The organism is Achromobacter sp. LC458 (assembly GCF_001005835.2).
GTDB classification, from domain to species: domain Bacteria; phylum Pseudomonadota; class Gammaproteobacteria; order Burkholderiales; family Burkholderiaceae_B; genus Achromobacter; species Achromobacter spanius_B.
The window spans coordinates 1-18126 of record NZ_LBHW02000015.1; the positions used below are offsets into that span (position 1 = coordinate 1).

Here is an 18126-nt window from a genome sequence, read left to right on the forward strand (position 1 = left end):
AAATCCGGATAAACAAACGGCTCTTTCAGCGCCTTAAACTTCGCATTACTCACCAGCACGATCAACAACTCGATCGCCAGCACATTAGCCACCGCAAAATACGGCCGTCTAAACAGCATCAGCTCCAGCGCAAACGCCAGCGTCCACACTCCCACATGCACGCCCACCGCCGCCATCGGCCTCCGCCAGGGCGCAACAGGTCTCGGCGTCAGCAACGCCTCCACCGCAAACGACAGCACCAGCCCAATCAAATACGGCGGCAGCAACGGAATCCAGAACGCCTCAATCACCGTAGCCCATCCTCTTCAGAATCCACCCCGACACGGCCGGATGAATCACCGACAGCAGGAAGCACCCCAGATTCAACGGAAACGGAAAACTGATCCTTGCCCGATTCCGCTGCAAGCCACGGCGAATCATCCTGGCTGCCCTATCCGCCTTCCACAAAAACGGCTTCGGACCGGGCATGTCGAAGCACATCTGCGATTCCACATACCCGGGCATGACGACGTTGAACTTGATGCCTTCACCGGCAAGCGCGTCGCGCATGGCTTCGCCGTAGACTTTTACGGCGGCCTTGCTGGCGCTGTAGCTGGGGGTTTCCGGCAAGCCTCTCCAGGCTGCCAATGAGCTGATTAATGCAATCTGTCCGTGCCCCAAGCGACGCATGGCGGGCAGCACGCCGTGGACGGTGGCGAAGACGGCTTTGACGTTTACGTCCAAGAGGCGATGGACGTCTTGCCAGTCTTCGCCCTGCCCGTTCGGCCCGGTGTTGATGTTGACGCCTGCGTTGGCGACCACCAAGGTAGGCATTTCGGTTTCGCAGACGTTGGTCAACCAGGCCATCAGCGCGTCGTGGTCGCGCACGTCAAGCTCGTGCGTGATGACGCGCGCGCCCAGCGCGCCGCAACGGTCGGCCAGTTCTTGCAGACGTGCGGCATTGCGGCCTTGCAGGATCAAGGTTTTGGCGCCGGCACTGGCATATTCCAGCGCAAGCGCGCCGCCGATGCCTCCGGTTGCGCCGGTGATGAGAACGCAGCGCGGAAAACCGGGCTCTTGGCTATCGGTGGTGTGCATGCTTGGGGGGCAGAGTTGGCGCGATGACCAAAGTGGGCGCGCTGAAGTCGTTGGGCACGCGAAGCCCGCGCGGCGAATGCGCGGCTATAGGAGGCAAGGCAAGACGTAGAGCGAATTCAGGCGCTATCTGTGGCACGGTTATATGGACATGGCCGCCTTGCGGCGGCCATTATCGGGGTGTTCACAAAGTTACGGCCATCTGCCCTAAGGCGAAGATGGCCGGCCATTGTAAGCGATCAAACGATTTGCGTTACTGCAGCAAGCTCCGCAGCATCCATGCATTCTTTTCATGCACATCCAAGCGCTGCGTCAGCAGATCAGCCGTGGGCTGGTCGTTAGCCGCATCGGCCTTCTCAAAAGCCGAACGTGCCGTCTTGGCAACCGACTCGTTGCCGCTAACCAAAAGGCGCACCATTTCCAGCGCTTCCGGCACGGTTTCCGGTTCGGCAATCGACGACAGCTTCGAATATTCGCGGTACGTGCCCGGCGCGTAGTGGCCCAGGGCGCGGATGCGTTCAGCGATGCTGTCCAGCGCGGTCCACTCTTCCGTGTACTGCGTCATGAACATCTGGTGCAGCGTGTTGAACATGGGCCCCGTGACGTTCCAGTGGAAGTTGTGCGTCATCAGGTAAAGCGTGTACGAGTCGGCCAGCAGCTTGGACAATTCGCCGGCGACGGCCGCGCGGTCCTTGTCCGAAATGCCGATGTTGATGCGCGGAACGCTCGGGGTCTTCTTGGGGGACTTGGCCATTGCTAGCTCCTATTGGGAAAAGTACGAAAGAAGGATACCACTGCAAAGATGATGAAATGGCGGGCAACCCGCATAAAACAAGGGTTTGCGGGCCGCCGCTTTGACCCTGCGCAAATGTGCCGCAAGGGGCCGCGGACGGCGCTACGGCGGCACGGCGGGCAGCGCACCAGACAAAAGATCAGTCCTGCACCGCCGCCGCCTCGTCAGACAGCATCTTCACGCCCGGCAACTCGCACTCGTACACCGCTTGCGCCAAGGCTTCGATGGCGGCCAGGCGTGGGAAGCTGCGGCGCCACGCCAGGACGACGCGGCGCTCGGGCACGTGGCCGTCGAACGGAAGATAGCGCAGCAGGCTGTTGCTGGGCGGATGCTCGGGGACGGCGGTGATCGGCAACACGGTCACGCCGATGCCTGCGGCCACCATGTGGCGGATCGTCTCCAGCGACGAGCCCTCGAAGGTGCGCTGGATGCCGTCGCTGGCCGCCGAGAACCGCGACAGTTCTGGACAGACCTCCAGCACCTGGTCACGAAAGCAGTGGCCGCTGCCTAGCAGAAGCATGGTCTGCTGCTTCAGGTCTTGCGCATCGATGGATTTTCTTTGCGCCAGTTCGTGGTCATTGGGTACCGCGACGATGAAGGGTTCGTCGTACAACGGCTGCATCACCAAGCCCGCCTCGGGCAGCGGCAGCGCCATGATGGCGCAGTCGATTTCGCCCTGCCGCAGCAGTTCCACCAGACGCACGGTGAAGTTCTCTTGCAGCAGCAATGGCATCTGCGGCGTGCGGCCGATTTGCACGGGGACGAGCTTGGGCAGCAAGTAAGGGCCAATGGTATGGATGACGCCGACACGCAGCGGCCCGGCCAGCGGGTCGTGGCCTTGCCGCGCGATCTCTTTGATGCTGGCGCTTTCTTCCAGCACCTTCTGGGCTTGCGCGACGATGCGTTGGCCGATGGGGGTAACACCGACCTCGGCGCCACCGCGCTCGAACAGCGTCACGCCCAGCTCGTCTTCCAGCTTGCGTATCGCGACCGACAGCGTGGGCTGGCTGACGAAACAGGCTTCGGCCGCCCGCCCGAAATGGCGTTCACGCGCGACGGCAACGATGTACTTGAGTTCGGTGAGAGTCATGGTGGACTGCGCCCCCGGAAGTTACGCGCGGGCCTTGGGGCCGGCGCTTGAATGAGTCAGGTGTAGGACGGGCCGCATCGCATCAGGTCCGCAGGAAGTCTTCGCGGCCGCGCATCCAGCGGGCCAGGTGCGCCTGGACGGCGGCGGGATGTTCGGCGCGCAACCACACCGCGGCATCGCGCGCGTCTTCCGCGATAGAGGCATCAGTTTCCAGGTCGGCGAAGCGCAACAGCGCCATGCCCGATTGGCGCGTGCCCAAGAATTCGCCTGGCCCGCGCTGTTCCAGATCGCGTCGGGCAATCTCGAAGCCATCCGACGTTTCAAACATGGCACGCAGGCGTTCGCGTGCAACCTGGGACAACGGGGTCTGGTACAGCAGCACACAGACTGATTCAGCGGTGCCGCGCCCTACCCGCCCGCGCAGCTGGTGCAACTGCGCCAGCCCGAAACGTTCGGCGTGTTCAATGACCATCAGCGAGGCGTTGGGCACGTCCACACCCACTTCGATGACGGTGGTGGCGACAAGCAGGTCCACTTCGCCTTCGCGAAATGCCTGCATGACGGCGGCCTTTTCCGCTTGCGGCAAGCGGCCGTGAACCAGGCCGATGCGCAAATCGGGAAGGTCGACCCGCATGCCTTCGTAGGTGTCCACCGCCGTTTGCAATTCCAGCGCTTCGCTTTCTTCGACCAGCGGACACACCCAATACACTTGTTGGCCGCCACGAGCCGCCTGGGCGACGTGGGCGATGACTTCTTCGCGCCGCGCGTCCGACACCAGCTTGGTCAACACAGGCGTGCGGCCGGGTGGAAGTTCGTCGATGACGGACACGTCAAGGTCGGCAAAGAACGTCATGGCCAGCGTGCGCGGAATGGGCGTGGCGCTCATGTTCAGCTGATGCGGCACGATGCGGCCGCGCACGGTTTCGCCCTTCTTGGTCAGCGCAAGGCGCTGCCCCACGCCAAAGCGGTGCTGCTCGTCAACAATAGATAGACCCAGTCGATGAAATTCAACGTGGTCTTGAATAATGGCCTGGGTGCCGACGACCAGTTGCACGCTGCCGTCAGCCGCGGCAGCGGCGGCCTCGCGGCGCGCCTTGGCGGTCAAGCTGCCACTAAGCCACGCGACGTTCACGCCCAGCGGCTGCAACCACGACACCAGCTTGTGAAAGTGCTGCTCGGCCAGGATTTCTGTGGGGGCCATCAGCGCCACTTGCGCGCCACCCGCGATGGCCTGCGCGGCAGCGATGGCGGCGACGACGGTTTTGCCGCTACCCACATCGCCTTGCAGCAGACGGTGCATGGGATAGGGCTTGGCCAGGTCGGCCGAGATTTCCTGCACAACGCGTTCTTGTGCGGCGGTCAATTTGAACGGCAAATTCGCATACAGCTTGGCGACCAAGCCACCCGGCTCATTGCGCACGGGCAGCGATTCCGCTTCCTTGATGCGACGGGCGGCGCGCGCGGCGGCCAGCGACAACTGCTGGGCTAGTAATTCATCAAACTTGATGCGGCGCCATGCGGGATGCACGCGGTCCAGCAGCGCCTGTTCCGATTCGCCTTGCGCGGGGGTGTGCAGCGCACGAATGGCGGGCTCGAACGGCGGCAGGTCGTAGCGTTCAAGCGCTTCGGGCGGCAAGGTGTCGGACAGGTCGGCGCGGTCCAGCGCCTGGGCGATGGCGCGGCGCAACGTCAGTTGCGGCAGGCCTTCGGTGGTGGGATACACAGGCGTCAGGGCCGTGGGCAAAGGCGCGTCGGCATTGGTCATGCGCGGGTGCACCATCTGGCGCCCGAACAGGTTGCTGCGCACTTCGCCCCGGGCGCGCAGGCGCTTGCCCACGCTGATCTGCTTTTGCTGGCTGGGGTAGAAGTTCAGCCAGCGCAATTGGATTTCGCCAGTCTCGTCCGCCAGCGTGGCGGTAAGTTGGCGCCGAGGCCGGTACTGGACCTCGGACTTGGTGATCTCGCCTTCGACCTGCCCGGCATAACCGGGCCGTAAGGCGCTGATGGGGACGACGCGGGTTTCGTCTTCGTAGCGCAGTGGCAGATGCAGCACGAAGTCCTCGGGCAGCACCAGACCCAGATTCCGAAGCTTGCGCTCGGTATCCGTCATCGGTTTGCCGGCGCCGTTCTTATCGGCGCCGGGTCGCTTGGAAGCCACGGCCGCGGCCGGCATCAAGAAACGAACCTCGGAATGCTGCGTACGGGGCCGCCTTACAGAACCATGATGGCTTCGACTTCAAACTGCGCGCCCTTGGGCAGGCTGGCCACGCCAATGGTCGAGCGGGCCGGGAACGGCTGCGGAATGATCTCGGCCATGATGGAATTGGCGGCGGTGAATTTGCCCAGGTCGGTCAGGAACAAGGTCAGCTTGACGACGTTGTCCAGCGTGCCGCCGGCTTCGGTGATCACGGCCTGCATGTTGGCGAAGGCTTGGCGCACTTGCGCGTCGAAGTTTTCAGAGACCAGATCGCCCGTGCCCGGCTCCAGGCCGATCTGGCCCGACAAGTAGACAGTCTTGGTGCCGGTAACGGCAACCGCTTGCGAGTAAGGGCCAACGGCGGCGGGCGCTGCGTCGGTATGGATGATTTGCTTGCTCATGGGCGGAATCCTTCGGTTGACGGATAGAAAGCTACAACTATCGAAGTTTATCCAGCAATAGACATTTGCGAAAGTGGCCGGATGACGCAGGCACGGACGAAATCCGGTTTCATGCAGACGGCTGATGGCCGGCCCCGCCAATATCGCCACGATGCGCGATCAGCAAGTCGGCCAGCGCCTGCGCCGCAACCGACAGGCTGCGGCCACGGCGCTGCACCAGGTACAGCGGCCGGGTCAATGCGCGACCCGCCAGGGGCACCACGCGCAAGTCATTGCTGGCAAAGTGAAAAAGCGTCATGGCGGGCACCACGCATACGCCCAGGCCGGCACGCACCAGGCCGGTCACAGTGGCCAGATGCTCGACTTCAAATACTGGCAAGGGCGCGTCGGCACCGAACGCTTCGTCCAGATGTTTGCGCACACTGCTGCCGCGCGCAAGCTGGATGACGGGATATTTTGCGATATCGCGCAGCCGGACGCGGGGCTGGGTCGCCAGCGGGTGGTCGGCCCGGCACACCAGGAAGTAGCGGTCGGCGTGCAGGAATTCGCTGTCCAGGTCGGTCATGTCGGCGCGCCGCGACGCCAGGGCGAAATCCACTTGCCCGCTTTGGACCATGTCCAGGCACGGGTCCAGCAAGGCATCGCGCAGATCCACCACGATACCGGGGTGTGCTTGTCCAAAGCGCGCCAGCAGGCCCGGCAACCAGCCCGCCGCCAGCGACGGCAGCGCGGCCAAGGCAACCCGGCCGCGTCGACGCGCGGCATGGTCCCGCATGTCTTCCATGACCAGGTCCATATCCGCCAGCAGTCGGCGGGCGGAGGCGTCCAGCACCCGCCCTTCGGCGGTCAATTCAACGTGGCGGGTATTGCGGTCGAACAGCCGCAGGCCGGCGCTGTCTTCCAGCTGCCGGATCAGGGCGCTGAACGCCGGCTGCGTCAGGTGGCAGCGCTGGGCTGCGCGCGTGAAATGGCGTTCGTCGGCCAGGGCGACAAACGCGCGTAACTGGCGGGCGGATAGATTCATGGCTTTTCTCTATCAATTGATCCGATCTTTCTATTTTACGGATGATGGGCGCATGCCTATAGTGGCTTGACATCGCAAGGCCCGACTGGACCCCCTATGCCTCAATCTCCCCTGCTTATCGGCTGCGCCTCTGGCTTTTCCGGCGACCGCAGCGACGGCGCCGCCGCCGTGGTGCGCACGCTGGCCGCCCAGGGCGGCGGCACTCTGATCTTCGAAACACTGGCCGAGCGCACGCTGGCGCTGGCGCAACTGGCACGCAACGACGACCCCAACCGAGGCTACGAGCCGCTGCTGGACGACCTGGTGTCGCCCGTGCTGGCCGACTGCCTGCGCCATGGCATCAACATTGTCAGCAACTTTGGCGCGGCCAACCCGGAAGCCGCCGCCCGGCGCATTGCGGCCATTGCGCGCGAACAGGGTCTGCCCACGCCGCGCATCGCCGTCGTCTACGGCGATGCGTTGAACACGCCGGAGCAACGTGCGCTGCTACAAGAGCGGCTGGGCGACGCGCTGACGGGACACGATGTCGTCAGCGCAACCGCCTATCTGGGGGCCACCGAGATCGCGCAAGCGCTGATGGCCGGCGCCCAGATCGTCGTGGCGGGCCGTGTGGCGGACCCTTCGTTGACGCTGGGCCCCGCCCTGGCTCACTTTGGCTGGGACGCGGCGGACTGGCCGCGCCTGGGTCGCGCCACCATGGCCGGCCACATGCTGGAGTGCGGCTTGCAAGTGACGGGCGGCTATTTCTGCGTGCCCGGTTTGAAAGAAGTGCCCGACGTGCACGCGGCGGGCTTTCCGATTGCGCAAATCCATGCCGACGGCGAATTCGTCATCAGCAAGGCGGATGGCACGGGCGGCGCCGTGGACGCGCGCACGGTGAAGGAACAACTGCTGTACGAAGTCCACGACCCGGCGCGCTACCTGACACCCGATGTGGTGGCGGACCTGAGCCAGGCTCGCGTTGTGGAACTGGGCGGCAACCGCGTCGCGGTGCACGGCATTACGGGCCACGCCCGCCCGGACGAGCTCAAGGTCAACGTCTGCTACCGAGGCGGCTGGTTGGCCGAAGCCGAGATTTCCTACGCGGGTGTGCAAGCGGAAGCCCGCGCGCGCCTGGCTGCGGACATCGTGCAAAAGCGGCTTGGGTCCGGCTTTACGCTACGCGCCGACCTGATCGGCGCGATCAGCATCCTGGGCGATGACGCGGGCGAAATGCGGCGCTCCCTGCCCGACTCGCATGCGCGCGACGTGCGCCTGCGCCTGGCTGGCGAACACGCCGACCGCGCCCAAGCCGAACGCATCCTGCGCGAAGTGACCGCGTTGTACACCTGCGGCCCGGCTGGCGGCGGCGGCGTGCGCACCGCGTTGCGTCCGCGTCTGAACATGGTGTCCTGCACCATCGCCCGCGATGCCGTGCACAGCGGCTGGACTTTCCTGGAGGCCATCGCGCCATGAATTCTTCCAACATGCAGGCCGTGCCGCTGTACCGCCTGGCCCATAGCCGTTCGGGCGACAAGGGCGACATCTCGAACCTGAGCCTGATCGCCTGGGACCCGGAGTGCTACGACGTGCTGGTGTCCCAAGTGACTGAAGCGCGCGTGGCCGAGTGGTTTGCGTATCGCCACCCCGCGCGCGTCACGCGCTATCTGCTGCCGACATTGCACGCCATGAATTTCGTACTGGAAGGCGTGCTGGACGGCGGTGTAAACGATGCCCTGAACCTGGACACGCACGGCAAGAGCCTGTCTTTTCGATTGCTGGACCTGACGGTGGAGGTCAGCCCTGAACTGGCACGCCGGCTGCCAGACGTACCCGGTGACCGCCCAGCGGCCGCCTGAATTTTCCACCCCTTATAAAAAAAGCATCACAGGAGACACAACATGCGAATTTCATCGAAGGGCCGCCTGGCCTTGTTGCTGGCCGCCGCCCTGCCCCTGACCGCGCTGGCCCAGTCGTTCCCCACCAAGCCGATCACGTTCATCGTGCCCTTTGCGGCCGGCAGCGCCACCGACCAGATCGGCCGCGCGATTGGCCAGGGTGTCACCGAGCAGACCGGTCAGGCGGTCGTCATTGAAAACAAGCCGGGTGCCAGCGCAATGATCGGCGCCGCGGCGGGCGCGCGCGCCGCGCCGGACGGCTACACCGTACTCATCACCACCAACACCACGCACGCCGCCAACGAACATCTGTACAAATCGCTGACCTACCAGCCGGTCAAGGATTTTGCGCCGATCTCGTTGTTAGGTAAAGGCGGCCAGATCATGGTGGTGAACCCGAATTCCCAGGCCAAGACCGTGGCCGACTTCCTGGCGCAAGCCAAGAAGTCGCCGGGCAAGCTGAGTTTTGGCAGCGGCAGCTCCAGCAGCCGGATCGCAGGCGAACTGTTGCAGCAGATGGCTGGCGTGCAACTGCTGCATGTGCCGTACAAGAGCAACCCGCTGGCGGTCACCGACCTGCTGGGCGGCCAGATCGACATGATGATCACCGACACCGCTACCGGCCTGCCGCAGGTCAAGTCGGGCAAATTGCGCGCGCTGGGCGTGACGGGCACCGCGCGTTCGCCGTTGGCGCCCGACGTACCGACGATTGCGGAAGCCGGTGTGCCGGGTTACGAAATGGGCTATTGGTTCGCGGCCTATGCGCCGGCCGGCACGCCGCCCGATGTCGTCAAGCGTCTGAACGAATTGCTGGTGAAGGCCACCAAGACCAAGCCGGCCCAGCAGTTCTACGCACAGACGGGCACCGACGCCGCCACGTCCACGCCGGACGAGCTGGCTGCCTTCCAGCAAGCGGAATCGAAGAAGTGGGGCGACATCATCAAAAAGGCCGGCATTCAACCGGAATGATCCCCGACGTCTCCGCCTGACGAACATAAAAAAGCCCCATCGCATGCGATGGGGCTTTTTACTGCCGCAATACGGTGACTTATTTGTCCACGAATGCGCGTTCAACTACGTAGTCACCCGGCTGACCCACGCCCGGCGACACGGTGAAGCCGCGCTTATCCAGCATGGCGCTGATGTCGGCCAGCATATGCGGGCTACCGCAGATCATGGCGCGATCGGTTTCCGGATTGATCTGGGGGATGCCGATGTCATCGCACAGTTTGCCGTTTTCCATCAGCTCGGTGATGCGGCCCTGGTTGCGAAACGGCTCGCGCGTGACGGTGGGGTAGTACACCAGCTTTTCGCGCACGACATCGCCGAAGAATTCATTGTTCGGCAGTTCTTTCTCAATGAAGTCGGCGTAGGCCAGTTCGCTGACCCAACGCACGCCATGCACCAGAATGACCTTGTCGAAGCGTTCGTAGATGTCCGGGTCTTTGATGATGCTCATGAATGGCGCCAGGCCGGTGCCCGTGCCGAACAGGAACAGATGCTTGCCGGGCTTGAGGTCGTCGACGACCAGCGTGCCAACCGGCTTGCGGCTGACCAGGATGGTGTCGCCTTCTTTCAGATGCTGCAGCCGCGACGTCAGCGGGCCGTTTTGCACCTTGATGCTGAGAAATTCGAGGTTTTCTTCGTAGTTGGCGCTGGCGATACTGTAGGCACGCAGCAGCGGCTTGCCTTCAACTTCCAGGCCGATCATGACGAAGTGGCCGTTGTGGAACCGCAAGGCCGCGTCACGCGTCGTGGTGAAGGAGAACAGGGTGTCGTTCCAGTGGTGCACGCTAAGTACGCGCTCTGTGTTGAAAGCAGCCATGTCGGAATTCGCTTATTAGGGTTGTCCCTATTCTACAGGTCTTGTTGGGAACTTGTCTCATTATTCCGTAATACGCTTATGACGTATTGATAGGAATCAAGGCTGGAACAGTGCCGCTTACGAAGAGTTGAACGCGTCTTTGCTTCCTGTTATTGTCGCGTTCTCAGTTGATAATCATTTTCGTTAGCAGACTGTTTTAAGCAGCGGAAAGGCTTGCAAGACCCTGCCCTTTCCGTTGCAGCCCTAGCCGGAGTTTCCCGACATGACCAAGCGTCCCCAATTGAATTCGCTGCTGCGCGCCCTGGCGCTGGCCGGCGCCGCCGCCTTCACCGTATCGGCCAACGCCGCGGAAGAAGTCAGCCTGTATACCACCCGGGAACCCAAGCTGATCCAACCGTTGCTGGACGCCTTCACCAAAGAAAGCGGCATCAAGGTCAACACGGTATTCGTCAAGGACGGCCTGCTGGAACGCGTCAAGGCGGAAGGCGCCAAGTCGCCCGCCGACGTGCTGATGACCGTGGACATCGGTAACCTTCTGGACTTGGTTGATGGCGGCGTGACGCAGGCCGTCAAGTCGCAAACGCTGGAGTCGGTGATCCCCGCCAACCTGCGCGGCGCCGACGGCAAGTGGTACGCCCTGTCGCTGCGCGACCGCGTGCTGTACGTGGAAAAGGATTTGAAGTTGGAATCTTTCCGCTACGAAGACCTGGCCGACCCGAAGTGGAAGGGCAAGGTCTGCATCCGTTCGGGCCAGCATCCCTACAACACCGCCATGGTCGCCTCCATGATTGCGCATGACGGCGCCGAGGCCACTGAAAAATGGCTGCGTGGCGTCAAGGCCAACCTGGCCCGCAAGGCTGCCGGCGGCGACCGCGACGTGGCGCGTGACATCCTGGGCGGCATTTGCGATATCGGCCTGGCCAACGCCTACTACGTCGGCCACATGAAGAACGCCGAACCCGGCACCGACGCCCGCAAATGGGGCGACGCCATCAAGGTCATCCGCCCCACGTTCGCCAGCGAAAAAAGCGGTGGCACGCACGTGAACGTCAGCGGCGCCGCCGTGGCCGCGCACGCGCCCAACAAGGCCAACGCCATCAAGCTGCTGGACTTCCTGGTATCCGAACCGGCCCAGGCGCTGTACGCCCAGGCCAATTACGAATACCCGGTGCGCAAGGGCGTGAAGCTGGACCCGGTCATCGCCAGCTTTGGTGAATTGAAGGTGGATCCCCTGCCCCTGACCGAAATCGCCAAGCATCGCAAGCAAGCCAGCGAATTGGTCGACAAGGTCGGCTTCGACAACTGATCCCTGGATGGCTGCCTGACGCCACAAGCGTCCAGTGGCCATCGAACAGTATTGGGCCTGTTCCCTTTTTTGAAGGGAACAGGCCTTGCCATTGATGCCATCAACGTTGAAGCATGCACACTGAATCTTTGCCCCGGCCGATGCGTCTGCGCTGGACCGAACGCGGCGCCGGCTGGCTGGCGGGCGCGGGCCTGATTGCCCTGGCCGTCCTGGCCCCGGTGCTGACGCTGGGCTGGTGGGCGCTGGGCGGGGAACTTTCGCACTGGCAGCATCTGGCCAGCTACGTGCTGCCGCAGGCGCTTGCGAACACGGCCATTCTGCTTGCCGGGGTGGGCGTGGTCGTTACGCTATTGGGGACGGGCGCCGCCTGGCTGGTGACCGCTTACGACTTCCCCACGCGCCGCGTGCTGACCTGGGCGCTGCTGCTGCCGCTGGCGGTGCCCACCTACATCATCGCGTTCGCCTACCTGGATCTGCTGCACCCCATTGGCCCCATCCAGACCGCCATCCGCGCGCTGCTGGGCTATGACAGCCCGCGCCAGTTCCGCTTGCCCGACCTGCGTTCCATCTATGGCGCGATTTTCGTGCTGGGCTTCGTGCTGTACCCCTACGTCTACCTCAGCACCCGCGTGATGTTCATGACGCAGGCGGCCAGCCTGCTGGAAGCCGCGCGCACGCTGGGCGCCGGCCGCATCGCCGTGTTCTGCCGCGTGGCCTTGCCGCTGGCACGGCCCGCCATCGTGGTCGGCGTGAGCCTGGCGCTGCTGGAAACGCTGAACGACATCGGCGCCTCGGAATTCCTGGGCGTGCAGACTTTGACCGTCTCGGTCTACACCACCTGGGTCACGCGTTCCGACCTGGCCGGCGCGGCGCAGATCGCCCTGACCATGCTGGCTATCGTGATCGGCCTGATCCTGCTGGAACGGCACGGCCGCAAACGCCAGCGTTATGCCAACACGCAGCGCATGCGCCCGATGCAGCCGCGCCGCCTGCGTGGCCCGGCCGCCGCCGTCGCCACGCTGCTGGGGTGGATACCCGTGGTGCTGGGCTTTGTGGCGCCCGCGCTTTATCTGGTCGTGGAAACCTATAAGCGCCTGGACCAGGTCGGTGGCGTATCGGACCAGCTCATTAACGGCCTGTCGAACACGCTGATCGTGGCGTTCAGCGCCACCATCGTCACGTTGCTATGCGGCCTGATCGTGGCGTGGGCGGGGCGCACCCTGCGCGAAAGCGCCGGCTTCAACCCCGGCCGCGCCTGCGCCCGCATTGCCAGCCTGGGCTACGCCGTGCCGGGCACCGTGCTGGCCATTGGCCTGCTGACGCCGTTCGTTTGGATCGACACGGCGGTGGCCAAGGTCTTTGGCGGAACGGGCCTGTTCCTGATGGGTTCCATGGCGGCGCTGGTGTGCGCATATGTGATCCGCTTCCTGGCCATTTCGACCGGCGCGCTGGAAGCCGGACTCGCCCGCATTCCGCCTTCGCTGGAACAGGCGTCGCGCCTGTTGGGCGAGACATCCGGCGGCACGCTGCGCCGCGTGCACTTGCCCCTGCTGCGCCCCGCCCTGGCGGCCAGCGCGCTGCTGGTGTTCGTGGACGCCATGAAAGAACTGCCCGCCACCCTGCTGCTGCGCCCCATGAATTTCGACACGCTGGCCACCTGGCTCTACGCCGAAGCCGCGCGCGGCACGTACGAGGAAGGCGCCGTCGCGGCGCTGGCAATCGTGCTGGCCGGCCTTCTGCCCGTCATCCTGCTGGCGCGCACCAATCTGAAAATGGGACATTGATCATCGTGCCCGATCTGCTAGAAATCGAACATCTTTCCCTGGCCTACGACACGCCCAAGGGCCTGAAGCCCGTAGTGCAAGACCTGTCGCTGGGCCTGCCTGTCGGGCATATCGGCTGCCTGCTGGGTGAATCGGGCTGCGGCAAAACGACCGTGCTGCGTGCCATTGCCGGCTTCGAGCCGGTACGCGCGGGCCGCATCCTGCTGGACGGCACCGTCATTTCGTCGGCCACCGAGCAGGTCGCGCCCGAACACCGGCGCGTGGGCATGATGTTCCAGGATTACGCTCTGTTCCCGCATCTGACGGTGGCGCTGAATGTGGCTTTTGGCCTGCGCAAGCTGCCGCGTGCCGAGCGTGCGCGGCGCGTCGAAGAAATGCTGGAACTGGTGGGCCTGGCCCACGCCGCCGCCAGCTATCCGCATGAAATCTCGGGCGGGCAGCAGCAGCGGGTGGCGCTGGCGCGCGCGCTGGCGCCCTCGCCTGACCTGCTGTTGCTGGATGAACCGTTCTCAAACCTGGACGTGGACACGCGCGAGCGCCTGGCGTTTGAAGTGCGCGACATCCTGAAAACGACCGGCCACACGGCCATCCTCGTCACGCACAACCAGGCCGAAGCCTTCGCTATTGCCGACCGCATCGGCGTCATGACCCAGGGCAACATCGCGCAATGGGACACCCCGTACAACCTGCACCATCAGCCCAGCAACGATTTCGTGCGCGACTTCATCCGCCGCGAAGCGTTGGAAGAACAGCGGGAGCAGGCTTTCGCCCGCGGGCGCTGATTTCCATTCTGCATTTCCATCCCGCATTCGGCGCGCAGTCGTGGCGACACGCGTCGGCGCTTAGTCCGCCGACAGCTTCACCTTTTGCGACAGCGCCTTGAACGACTCGTACTGGCTGGCGGTCAGGCGTTGCACTTCTTCCGGCGTCGAGCCATAGGGCATGAAGCCAGCTTGCTCGAGCTTGTCCTTGACTTCGGGCAACGCCAACGCCCACTGGAAAGCTTCGCTTAAGGCGCGCGTGGCTTCGGGCGACATGTTCGCCGGGCCGTACACGGCAAACCAGGGGTCGACCACCGCACCCGAGTATCCCAGTTCGGCCAGCGTCGGCACGTCCGGCAACGCGGGCGCGCGCTTGCTGCCCGTCACCGCCAGCGGGTGCACCTTGCCGGACTTGATGTGCGGCAGGGACGCCGGCAGGTTGTCGAACATCACAGGCAAGTGCCCGCCCAGCAAATCGTTCAGCGCCTGCGCGCTGCCCTTGTACGGAATGTGCTGCATGCCCGCGCCAGTCAGCTGATCGAACATCACGCCGGCCAGATGCATGGACGTGCCCGTGCCCGGCGTGCCGAACGACGTGCCCGGATGCTGCTTGGCGTAGGCGACCAGATCCTTCACGCTGTCGACCTTCAAGGCCGGGCCCGTTTCCAGCACCACGGACGACGCGCCCAACATGCTGACGCCCGTGAAGTCCTTGGTGGGATCGAACGGCATCTTCGGATAGACGAAGGGGTTCAACGCGTTGGTCGAAATGGCGCCGAACCCGATCGTGTAGCCGTCCGGCGCGGCCTTGGCCACCGCGTCCATGCCGATATTGCCGCCCGCGCCGGGGCGGTTTTCAACAATGACGGGTTGCCCCAGTTTTTCGGCGACCTTCTGGCCCGCCGTGCGCGCCACCAAATCGGTGGTGCCGCCGGCCGTGTACGGCACGATGAAGGTGATGGGCTTGGTCGGGTAGCCCGCGGCCACCGCCACGGACGCGCCGTGCACCAGCGCCAGCGCGGCCACGCCGCGCACCAGATTGAACGTATAGCGATGCATGTGTCTCCATCCTGTTGTTGTCAAAGATTGGAGGCGCATCATACTGCCGCGCAGGGCTTGCGCGGCAGGGGCGTCGAGACTATTTGCGACGTCTGTTCGCGATGACTTTCCGCGACGACTACGCGGTCAGGCGCGCGGTTCGGGCAGCGGGATGAATTCCGTCTCGTCGCCAGGCACGACCTGGTCGAAACGGGTGCGTTGCCAATCCTGCTTGGCTTGCTCGATCCGGTCCTTGCTGCTGGACACGAAGTTCCACCAGACATAGCGCGGACCATCCAGCGGCTCGCCGCCAATGACGGCGAAGCGGGCTGCCGTGATGGCGCGTATCTGAACCGGCCGGCCGGGCGCAAAGACCACCAGGCGCCCGCTTTCAAACACCTGCCCGTCGACTTCGACCGTGCCTTGCGCCAGATACGCCGCACGCTCTTCGTACTCCGCCGGCAGCACCGTCGTGGCACCCGCCTGCAACTGCAGGTCGCCATAGAACAGCGGCGACAGCGTCTTGACCGACGACGTCTTGCCAAACAGCGAGCCCGCCACCACTTGCGCACGCACGCCCTCGCCTTCGATCACCGGCTGGGCATCCAGGCCGTAGTGCGTGAAGCCGGGGTCCGTCTCTTCGTACTTGGTGGGCAGGCCCACCCAGATTTGCAGGCCACAGAGGCGTTGCGGCGCCAGGCGCGCTTCGGGCGACGAACGCTCGGAGTGCACGATGCCGCGCCCCGCCGTCATCCAGTTCACTTCGCCCGGAAGAATGGTTTTGGTATTGCCCGCGCCGTCGCGGTGCACCATCGAGCCCTCGTACAGATAGGTGACGGTAGACAGGCCAATATGCGGATGCGGCCGCACATCAATGCCAGACCCCACGTCGAAATCGGCGGGACCCATGTGGTCCAGAAAAACAAACGGACCGACCGTGCGACGCTGCGCCGACGGGATGGCGCGGCGGACGGAAAAACCGCCCAAGTCGGTGGTGCGCGGCACAACGACGGTTTCGATCTGGCTTTCGCCGGCTTCAGACAAGGTGGACATGGTGCAGTACTCCGCATGAATAGGCCAAGGGCCATGTTAAGGCCCAGCGGCCTCGTCAAAACAAATCGCCGGGCGGAATCCATTTCCGCCCGGCGCTCAAGGCTTACGCCAGGTCAAACACCAGCACTTCGGCGTTCTTGCCGCCGGACAGCTCGACACGGGTTTCGTCCGTGATCGCCACGGCGTCGCCGCCGGACAGTTCAACCCCGTTGACCGTCACGCTGCCACGCGCCACGTGCACCCAGGCGCGCCGGCCGGCCGCCAACGTCAGCGTGGCCGATTCGTCGCCATCAAACAGACCGCCGTAAAGGCGCGCGTCTTGATGAATCTTCATCGACCCGTCATCACCATCCGGCGACACCAGGGCTTGCAGGCGGCCACGCTTTTGCGCATCGCTGAACTCGCGCTCTTCGTATTCCGGGGCAATGCCGGTGACGTTGGGCTCGATCCAGATCTGCAGCATGTGCGTTTCGGCATCCGACAGCGGGTTGAACTCGGAGTGCATCACGCCACGCCCGGCGCTCATGCGCTGCACATTGCCCGGCTTGATGGTCGAGCCGCTGCCCATGCTGTCCTTGTGGGCGATGGCGCCATCCAGCACATAGGTAATGATTTCCATGTCGCGATGACCGTGGGTGCCAAAACCGCGAGCGGCGGCGATGCGGTCATCGTTGATCACGCGCAGCGAGCCAAAGCCCATGTGGGCGGGATCGTAATAGTTGGCGAAGGAAAAGGTATGAAAAGAATCCAGCCATCCGTGGTTGGCATGACCCCGTTCGTTAGCGCGGCGAATCGTAAGCATTGTGGACTCCTGTTTCAATAATATGAATGGTTGTAGGGGTGCGGGCCTGGCTTTTTGGTGTTGCCTGTGTGCTGCATCCCTGGCATGAGTGATATTCTGCGCGCGCTGGAACCGCCGTTTGGCGCTATATTTTGACGAGATCATTCAACTTTTTTGAACGCCCCTGGCGATGCCCCTCATGCAGCCCATTACCCCCGAATTGCTCATCCTGGTGGACGCCATTGCCCGTCATGGCAGCTTTGCCAAGGCGGCGCGCGAGTTGGGCAAAGTGCCCTCGGCCGTTACTTATTCCATCCGCAAGCTGGAAGACGGGCTGGATGTGCTGTTGTTCGATCGCTCGGGCCACCGCGCGCTGCTGACGCCGGCCGGCGAAACGCTGCTGAAAGATGGCCGGCACGTGTTGCAGTCGCTGGACGACCTGGCGTGCCGCGTCAAACGCATCGCCACGGGATGGGAGGTGGAATTGCGGATTGCGGTCAGCGCCGTACTGCCCTGGCGGCCGTTGTATGACCTGATCGAGGAATTCCAGACGCTGGAAAGCGCGACGACGCTGCGTTTTTCCAGCGAAGTGCTAAGTGGAAACTGGGACGCCTTGACGTCGGGCCGCGCCGACCTGGTGATAGGCGCCGGCGCCAATGCCGAGCCCACGGGGCCGTATCGGTCGCAAGCCATCGGCACGACGCAGTTTGCGTTCTGCGTGGCCGCGCATCACCCCTTGGCGTCGTTGCCGCAGCCCCTGAGCCGGGGCGACATCACGCAATACTGTGCCGTGGTGGTCGCGGATACGTCACGCAACCTGCCGCCGCAATCGCGCGGCATTCTTGCCGACCAAGCCACGCTGGTGATGCCGTCGATGCAGGCCAAGATCGACGCGCAGGTGCGTGGGCTGGGTTGCGGCTACTTGCCGATGACGATGGCGGCGCCGTACTTGTCGCAAGGCTTGCTGGTGGTGTGTGAAACCGATGAGGGGATGTCGCTAACCGAGCACGTCGCCTACGCCTGGCGCGCGGAAGCGCCGGGTGAAGCGCTGAAGTGGTGGTTGCAGAAGCTGAAGTCGCCGCGATTGTGCGAAAGCCTGCTGGGGCTGGGGTAGCGGGTGAA

At 64.0% G+C, this 18126-nt stretch carries 17 protein-coding genes and 1 pseudogene; 7 read left to right on the plus strand and 11 right to left on the minus strand.

Annotation, left to right across the window (positions count from 1 at the left end; genetic code table 11):
- From YH64_RS14350 to YH64_RS14380, 7 genes and pseudogenes are all read right to left on the minus strand, one after another.
- A pseudogene (locus YH64_RS14350) lies at window positions 1–290 on the minus strand (sulfatase); the annotation flags it as partial.
- Window positions 283–1077: an SDR family oxidoreductase gene (locus tag YH64_RS14355; protein WP_046804919.1), complete on the minus strand. Its 795-nt coding sequence runs from the start codon at window positions 1075–1077 to the stop codon at window positions 283–285. The pseudogene YH64_RS14350 and the gene YH64_RS14355, both read right to left, overlap by 8 nt.
- Before the next feature lie 250 nt (window positions 1078–1327).
- Window positions 1328–1828 carry a Dps family protein gene (locus YH64_RS14360; RefSeq protein WP_046804920.1) on the minus strand — a complete coding sequence of 167 codons (501 nt, stop codon included), beginning with the start codon at window positions 1826–1828 and terminating at the stop codon, window positions 1328–1330.
- A gap of 178 nt (window positions 1829–2006) precedes the next feature.
- Window positions 2007–2957 carry a LysR substrate-binding domain-containing protein gene (locus tag YH64_RS14365; RefSeq protein WP_046804921.1) on the minus strand — a complete coding sequence of 317 codons (951 nt, stop codon included), beginning with the start codon at window positions 2955–2957 and terminating at the stop codon, window positions 2007–2009.
- A gap of 82 nt (window positions 2958–3039) precedes the next feature.
- Window positions 3040–5130 (minus strand): ATP-dependent DNA helicase RecG, encoded by a 2091-nt coding sequence (gene recG / locus YH64_RS14370; RefSeq protein WP_046804922.1) that lies wholly within the window; start codon window positions 5128–5130, stop codon window positions 3040–3042.
- Window positions 5131–5168: 38 nt separating this feature from the next.
- Window positions 5169–5555, minus strand: a complete 387-nt coding sequence (locus YH64_RS14375; protein ID WP_046804923.1) for a Rid family detoxifying hydrolase — start codon at window positions 5553–5555, stop codon at window positions 5169–5171.
- A gap of 109 nt (window positions 5556–5664) precedes the next feature.
- A complete protein-coding gene (locus YH64_RS14380; RefSeq protein WP_046804924.1) occupies window positions 5665–6579 on the minus strand; it encodes a LysR family transcriptional regulator in 915 nt (304 codons plus the stop codon).
- Window positions 6580–6675: 96 nt separating this feature from the next.
- Here YH64_RS14380 and YH64_RS14385 point away from each other — a divergent pair, with 96 nt between their 5' ends.
- The 3 genes from YH64_RS14385 to YH64_RS14395 are packed head-to-tail and all read left to right on the plus strand — an operon-like array spanning window position 6676 to window position 9425.
- Window positions 6676–8034, plus strand: a complete 1359-nt coding sequence (locus YH64_RS14385) for an acyclic terpene utilization AtuA family protein (RefSeq protein WP_046804925.1) — start codon at window positions 6676–6678, stop codon at window positions 8032–8034.
- Complete coding sequence (locus YH64_RS14390) at window positions 8031–8417, plus strand: hypothetical protein (protein ID WP_046804926.1); 387 nt, start codon at window positions 8031–8033, stop codon at window positions 8415–8417. The genes YH64_RS14385 and YH64_RS14390 overlap by 4 nt, the downstream gene beginning before the upstream one ends.
- A gap of 42 nt (window positions 8418–8459) precedes the next feature.
- Window positions 8460–9425 (plus strand): tripartite tricarboxylate transporter substrate binding protein, encoded by a 966-nt coding sequence (locus YH64_RS14395; protein WP_046804927.1) that lies wholly within the window; start codon window positions 8460–8462, stop codon window positions 9423–9425.
- 79 nt (window positions 9426–9504) lie between these two features.
- Here the strand turns inward: YH64_RS14395 and YH64_RS14400 are convergent, their stop codons facing one another.
- Window positions 9505–10281, minus strand: a complete 777-nt coding sequence (locus YH64_RS14400) for a ferredoxin--NADP reductase (protein WP_006219651.1) — start codon at window positions 10279–10281, stop codon at window positions 9505–9507.
- Between the two features lie 262 nt (window positions 10282–10543).
- Between YH64_RS14400 and YH64_RS14405 the strand changes: the two genes are divergently transcribed.
- The 3 genes from YH64_RS14405 (at window position 10544) to YH64_RS14415 (ending at window position 14153) form a co-directional block, all read left to right on the plus strand.
- Window positions 10544–11587 carry a Fe(3+) ABC transporter substrate-binding protein gene (locus YH64_RS14405; protein WP_046804928.1) on the plus strand — a complete coding sequence of 348 codons (1044 nt, stop codon included), beginning with the start codon at window positions 10544–10546 and terminating at the stop codon, window positions 11585–11587.
- A 113-nt stretch (window positions 11588–11700) separates the two neighbouring features.
- Window positions 11701–13371: an iron ABC transporter permease gene (locus YH64_RS14410; protein ID WP_046804929.1), complete on the plus strand. Its 1671-nt coding sequence runs from the start codon at window positions 11701–11703 to the stop codon at window positions 13369–13371.
- A gap of 5 nt (window positions 13372–13376) precedes the next feature.
- On the plus strand, window positions 13377–14153 hold the full coding sequence (locus tag YH64_RS14415) for an ABC transporter ATP-binding protein (protein WP_143215392.1): 777 nt from the start codon (window positions 13377–13379) through the stop codon (window positions 14151–14153).
- Between the two features lie 60 nt (window positions 14154–14213).
- Here the strand turns inward: YH64_RS14415 and YH64_RS14420 are convergent, their stop codons facing one another.
- The 3 genes from YH64_RS14420 to YH64_RS14430 all read right to left on the minus strand — a co-directional run bounded on the left by YH64_RS14420 (window position 14214) and on the right by YH64_RS14430 (window position 17025).
- Window positions 14214–15191 carry a tripartite tricarboxylate transporter substrate binding protein gene (locus YH64_RS14420; protein ID WP_046804931.1) on the minus strand — a complete coding sequence of 326 codons (978 nt, stop codon included), beginning with the start codon at window positions 15189–15191 and terminating at the stop codon, window positions 14214–14216.
- 126 nt (window positions 15192–15317) lie between these two features.
- On the minus strand, window positions 15318–16223 hold the full coding sequence (locus tag YH64_RS14425) for a pirin family protein (RefSeq protein ID WP_046804932.1): 906 nt from the start codon (window positions 16221–16223) through the stop codon (window positions 15318–15320).
- A gap of 103 nt (window positions 16224–16326) precedes the next feature.
- Complete coding sequence (locus tag YH64_RS14430; RefSeq protein ID WP_046804933.1) at window positions 16327–17025, minus strand: pirin family protein; 699 nt, start codon at window positions 17023–17025, stop codon at window positions 16327–16329.
- 178 nt (window positions 17026–17203) lie between these two features.
- Here YH64_RS14430 and YH64_RS14435 point away from each other — a divergent pair, with 178 nt between their 5' ends.
- The gene (locus YH64_RS14435) at window positions 17204–18118 is read left to right on the plus strand and encodes a LysR family transcriptional regulator (protein WP_046804934.1); all 915 of its coding nucleotides are present in this window, start codon (window positions 17204–17206) and stop codon (window positions 18116–18118) included.
- Window positions 18119–18126 lie beyond the last annotated feature (8 nt).

Excerpts from the sequence above, each read along its gene's own strand:
- YH64_RS14355 (WP_046804919.1), bottom strand. The coding sequence starts at position 1,077 with ATGCACACCACCGATAGCCAAGAGCCCGGTTTTCCGCGCTGCGTTCTC.
- YH64_RS14360 (WP_046804920.1), bottom strand. The coding sequence starts at position 1,828 with ATGGCCAAGTCCCCCAAGAAGACCCCGAGCGTTCCGCGCATCAACATC.
- YH64_RS14365 (WP_046804921.1), bottom strand. The coding sequence starts at position 2,957 with ATGACTCTCACCGAACTCAAGTACATCGTTGCCGTCGCGCGTGAACGC.
- recG (WP_046804922.1), bottom strand. The coding sequence starts at position 5,130 with ATGCCGGCCGCGGCCGTGGCTTCCAAGCGACCCGGCGCCGATAAGAAC.
- YH64_RS14375 (WP_046804923.1), bottom strand. The coding sequence starts at position 5,555 with ATGAGCAAGCAAATCATCCATACCGACGCAGCGCCCGCCGCCGTTGGC.
- YH64_RS14380 (WP_046804924.1), bottom strand. The coding sequence starts at position 6,579 with ATGAATCTATCCGCCCGCCAGTTACGCGCGTTTGTCGCCCTGGCCGAC.
- YH64_RS14385 (WP_046804925.1), top strand. The coding sequence starts at position 6,676 with ATGCCTCAATCTCCCCTGCTTATCGGCTGCGCCTCTGGCTTTTCCGGC.
- YH64_RS14390 (WP_046804926.1), top strand. The coding sequence starts at position 8,031 with ATGAATTCTTCCAACATGCAGGCCGTGCCGCTGTACCGCCTGGCCCAT.
- YH64_RS14395 (WP_046804927.1), top strand. The coding sequence starts at position 8,460 with ATGCGAATTTCATCGAAGGGCCGCCTGGCCTTGTTGCTGGCCGCCGCC.
- YH64_RS14400 (WP_006219651.1), bottom strand. The coding sequence starts at position 10,281 with ATGGCTGCTTTCAACACAGAGCGCGTACTTAGCGTGCACCACTGGAAC.
- YH64_RS14405 (WP_046804928.1), top strand. The coding sequence starts at position 10,544 with ATGACCAAGCGTCCCCAATTGAATTCGCTGCTGCGCGCCCTGGCGCTG.
- YH64_RS14410 (WP_046804929.1), top strand. The coding sequence starts at position 11,701 with ATGCACACTGAATCTTTGCCCCGGCCGATGCGTCTGCGCTGGACCGAA.
- YH64_RS14420 (WP_046804931.1), bottom strand. The coding sequence starts at position 15,191 with ATGCATCGCTATACGTTCAATCTGGTGCGCGGCGTGGCCGCGCTGGCG.
- YH64_RS14425 (WP_046804932.1), bottom strand. The coding sequence starts at position 16,223 with ATGTCCACCTTGTCTGAAGCCGGCGAAAGCCAGATCGAAACCGTCGTT.
- YH64_RS14430 (WP_046804933.1), bottom strand. The coding sequence starts at position 17,025 with ATGCTTACGATTCGCCGCGCTAACGAACGGGGTCATGCCAACCACGGA.
- YH64_RS14435 (WP_046804934.1), top strand. The coding sequence starts at position 17,204 with ATGCAGCCCATTACCCCCGAATTGCTCATCCTGGTGGACGCCATTGCC.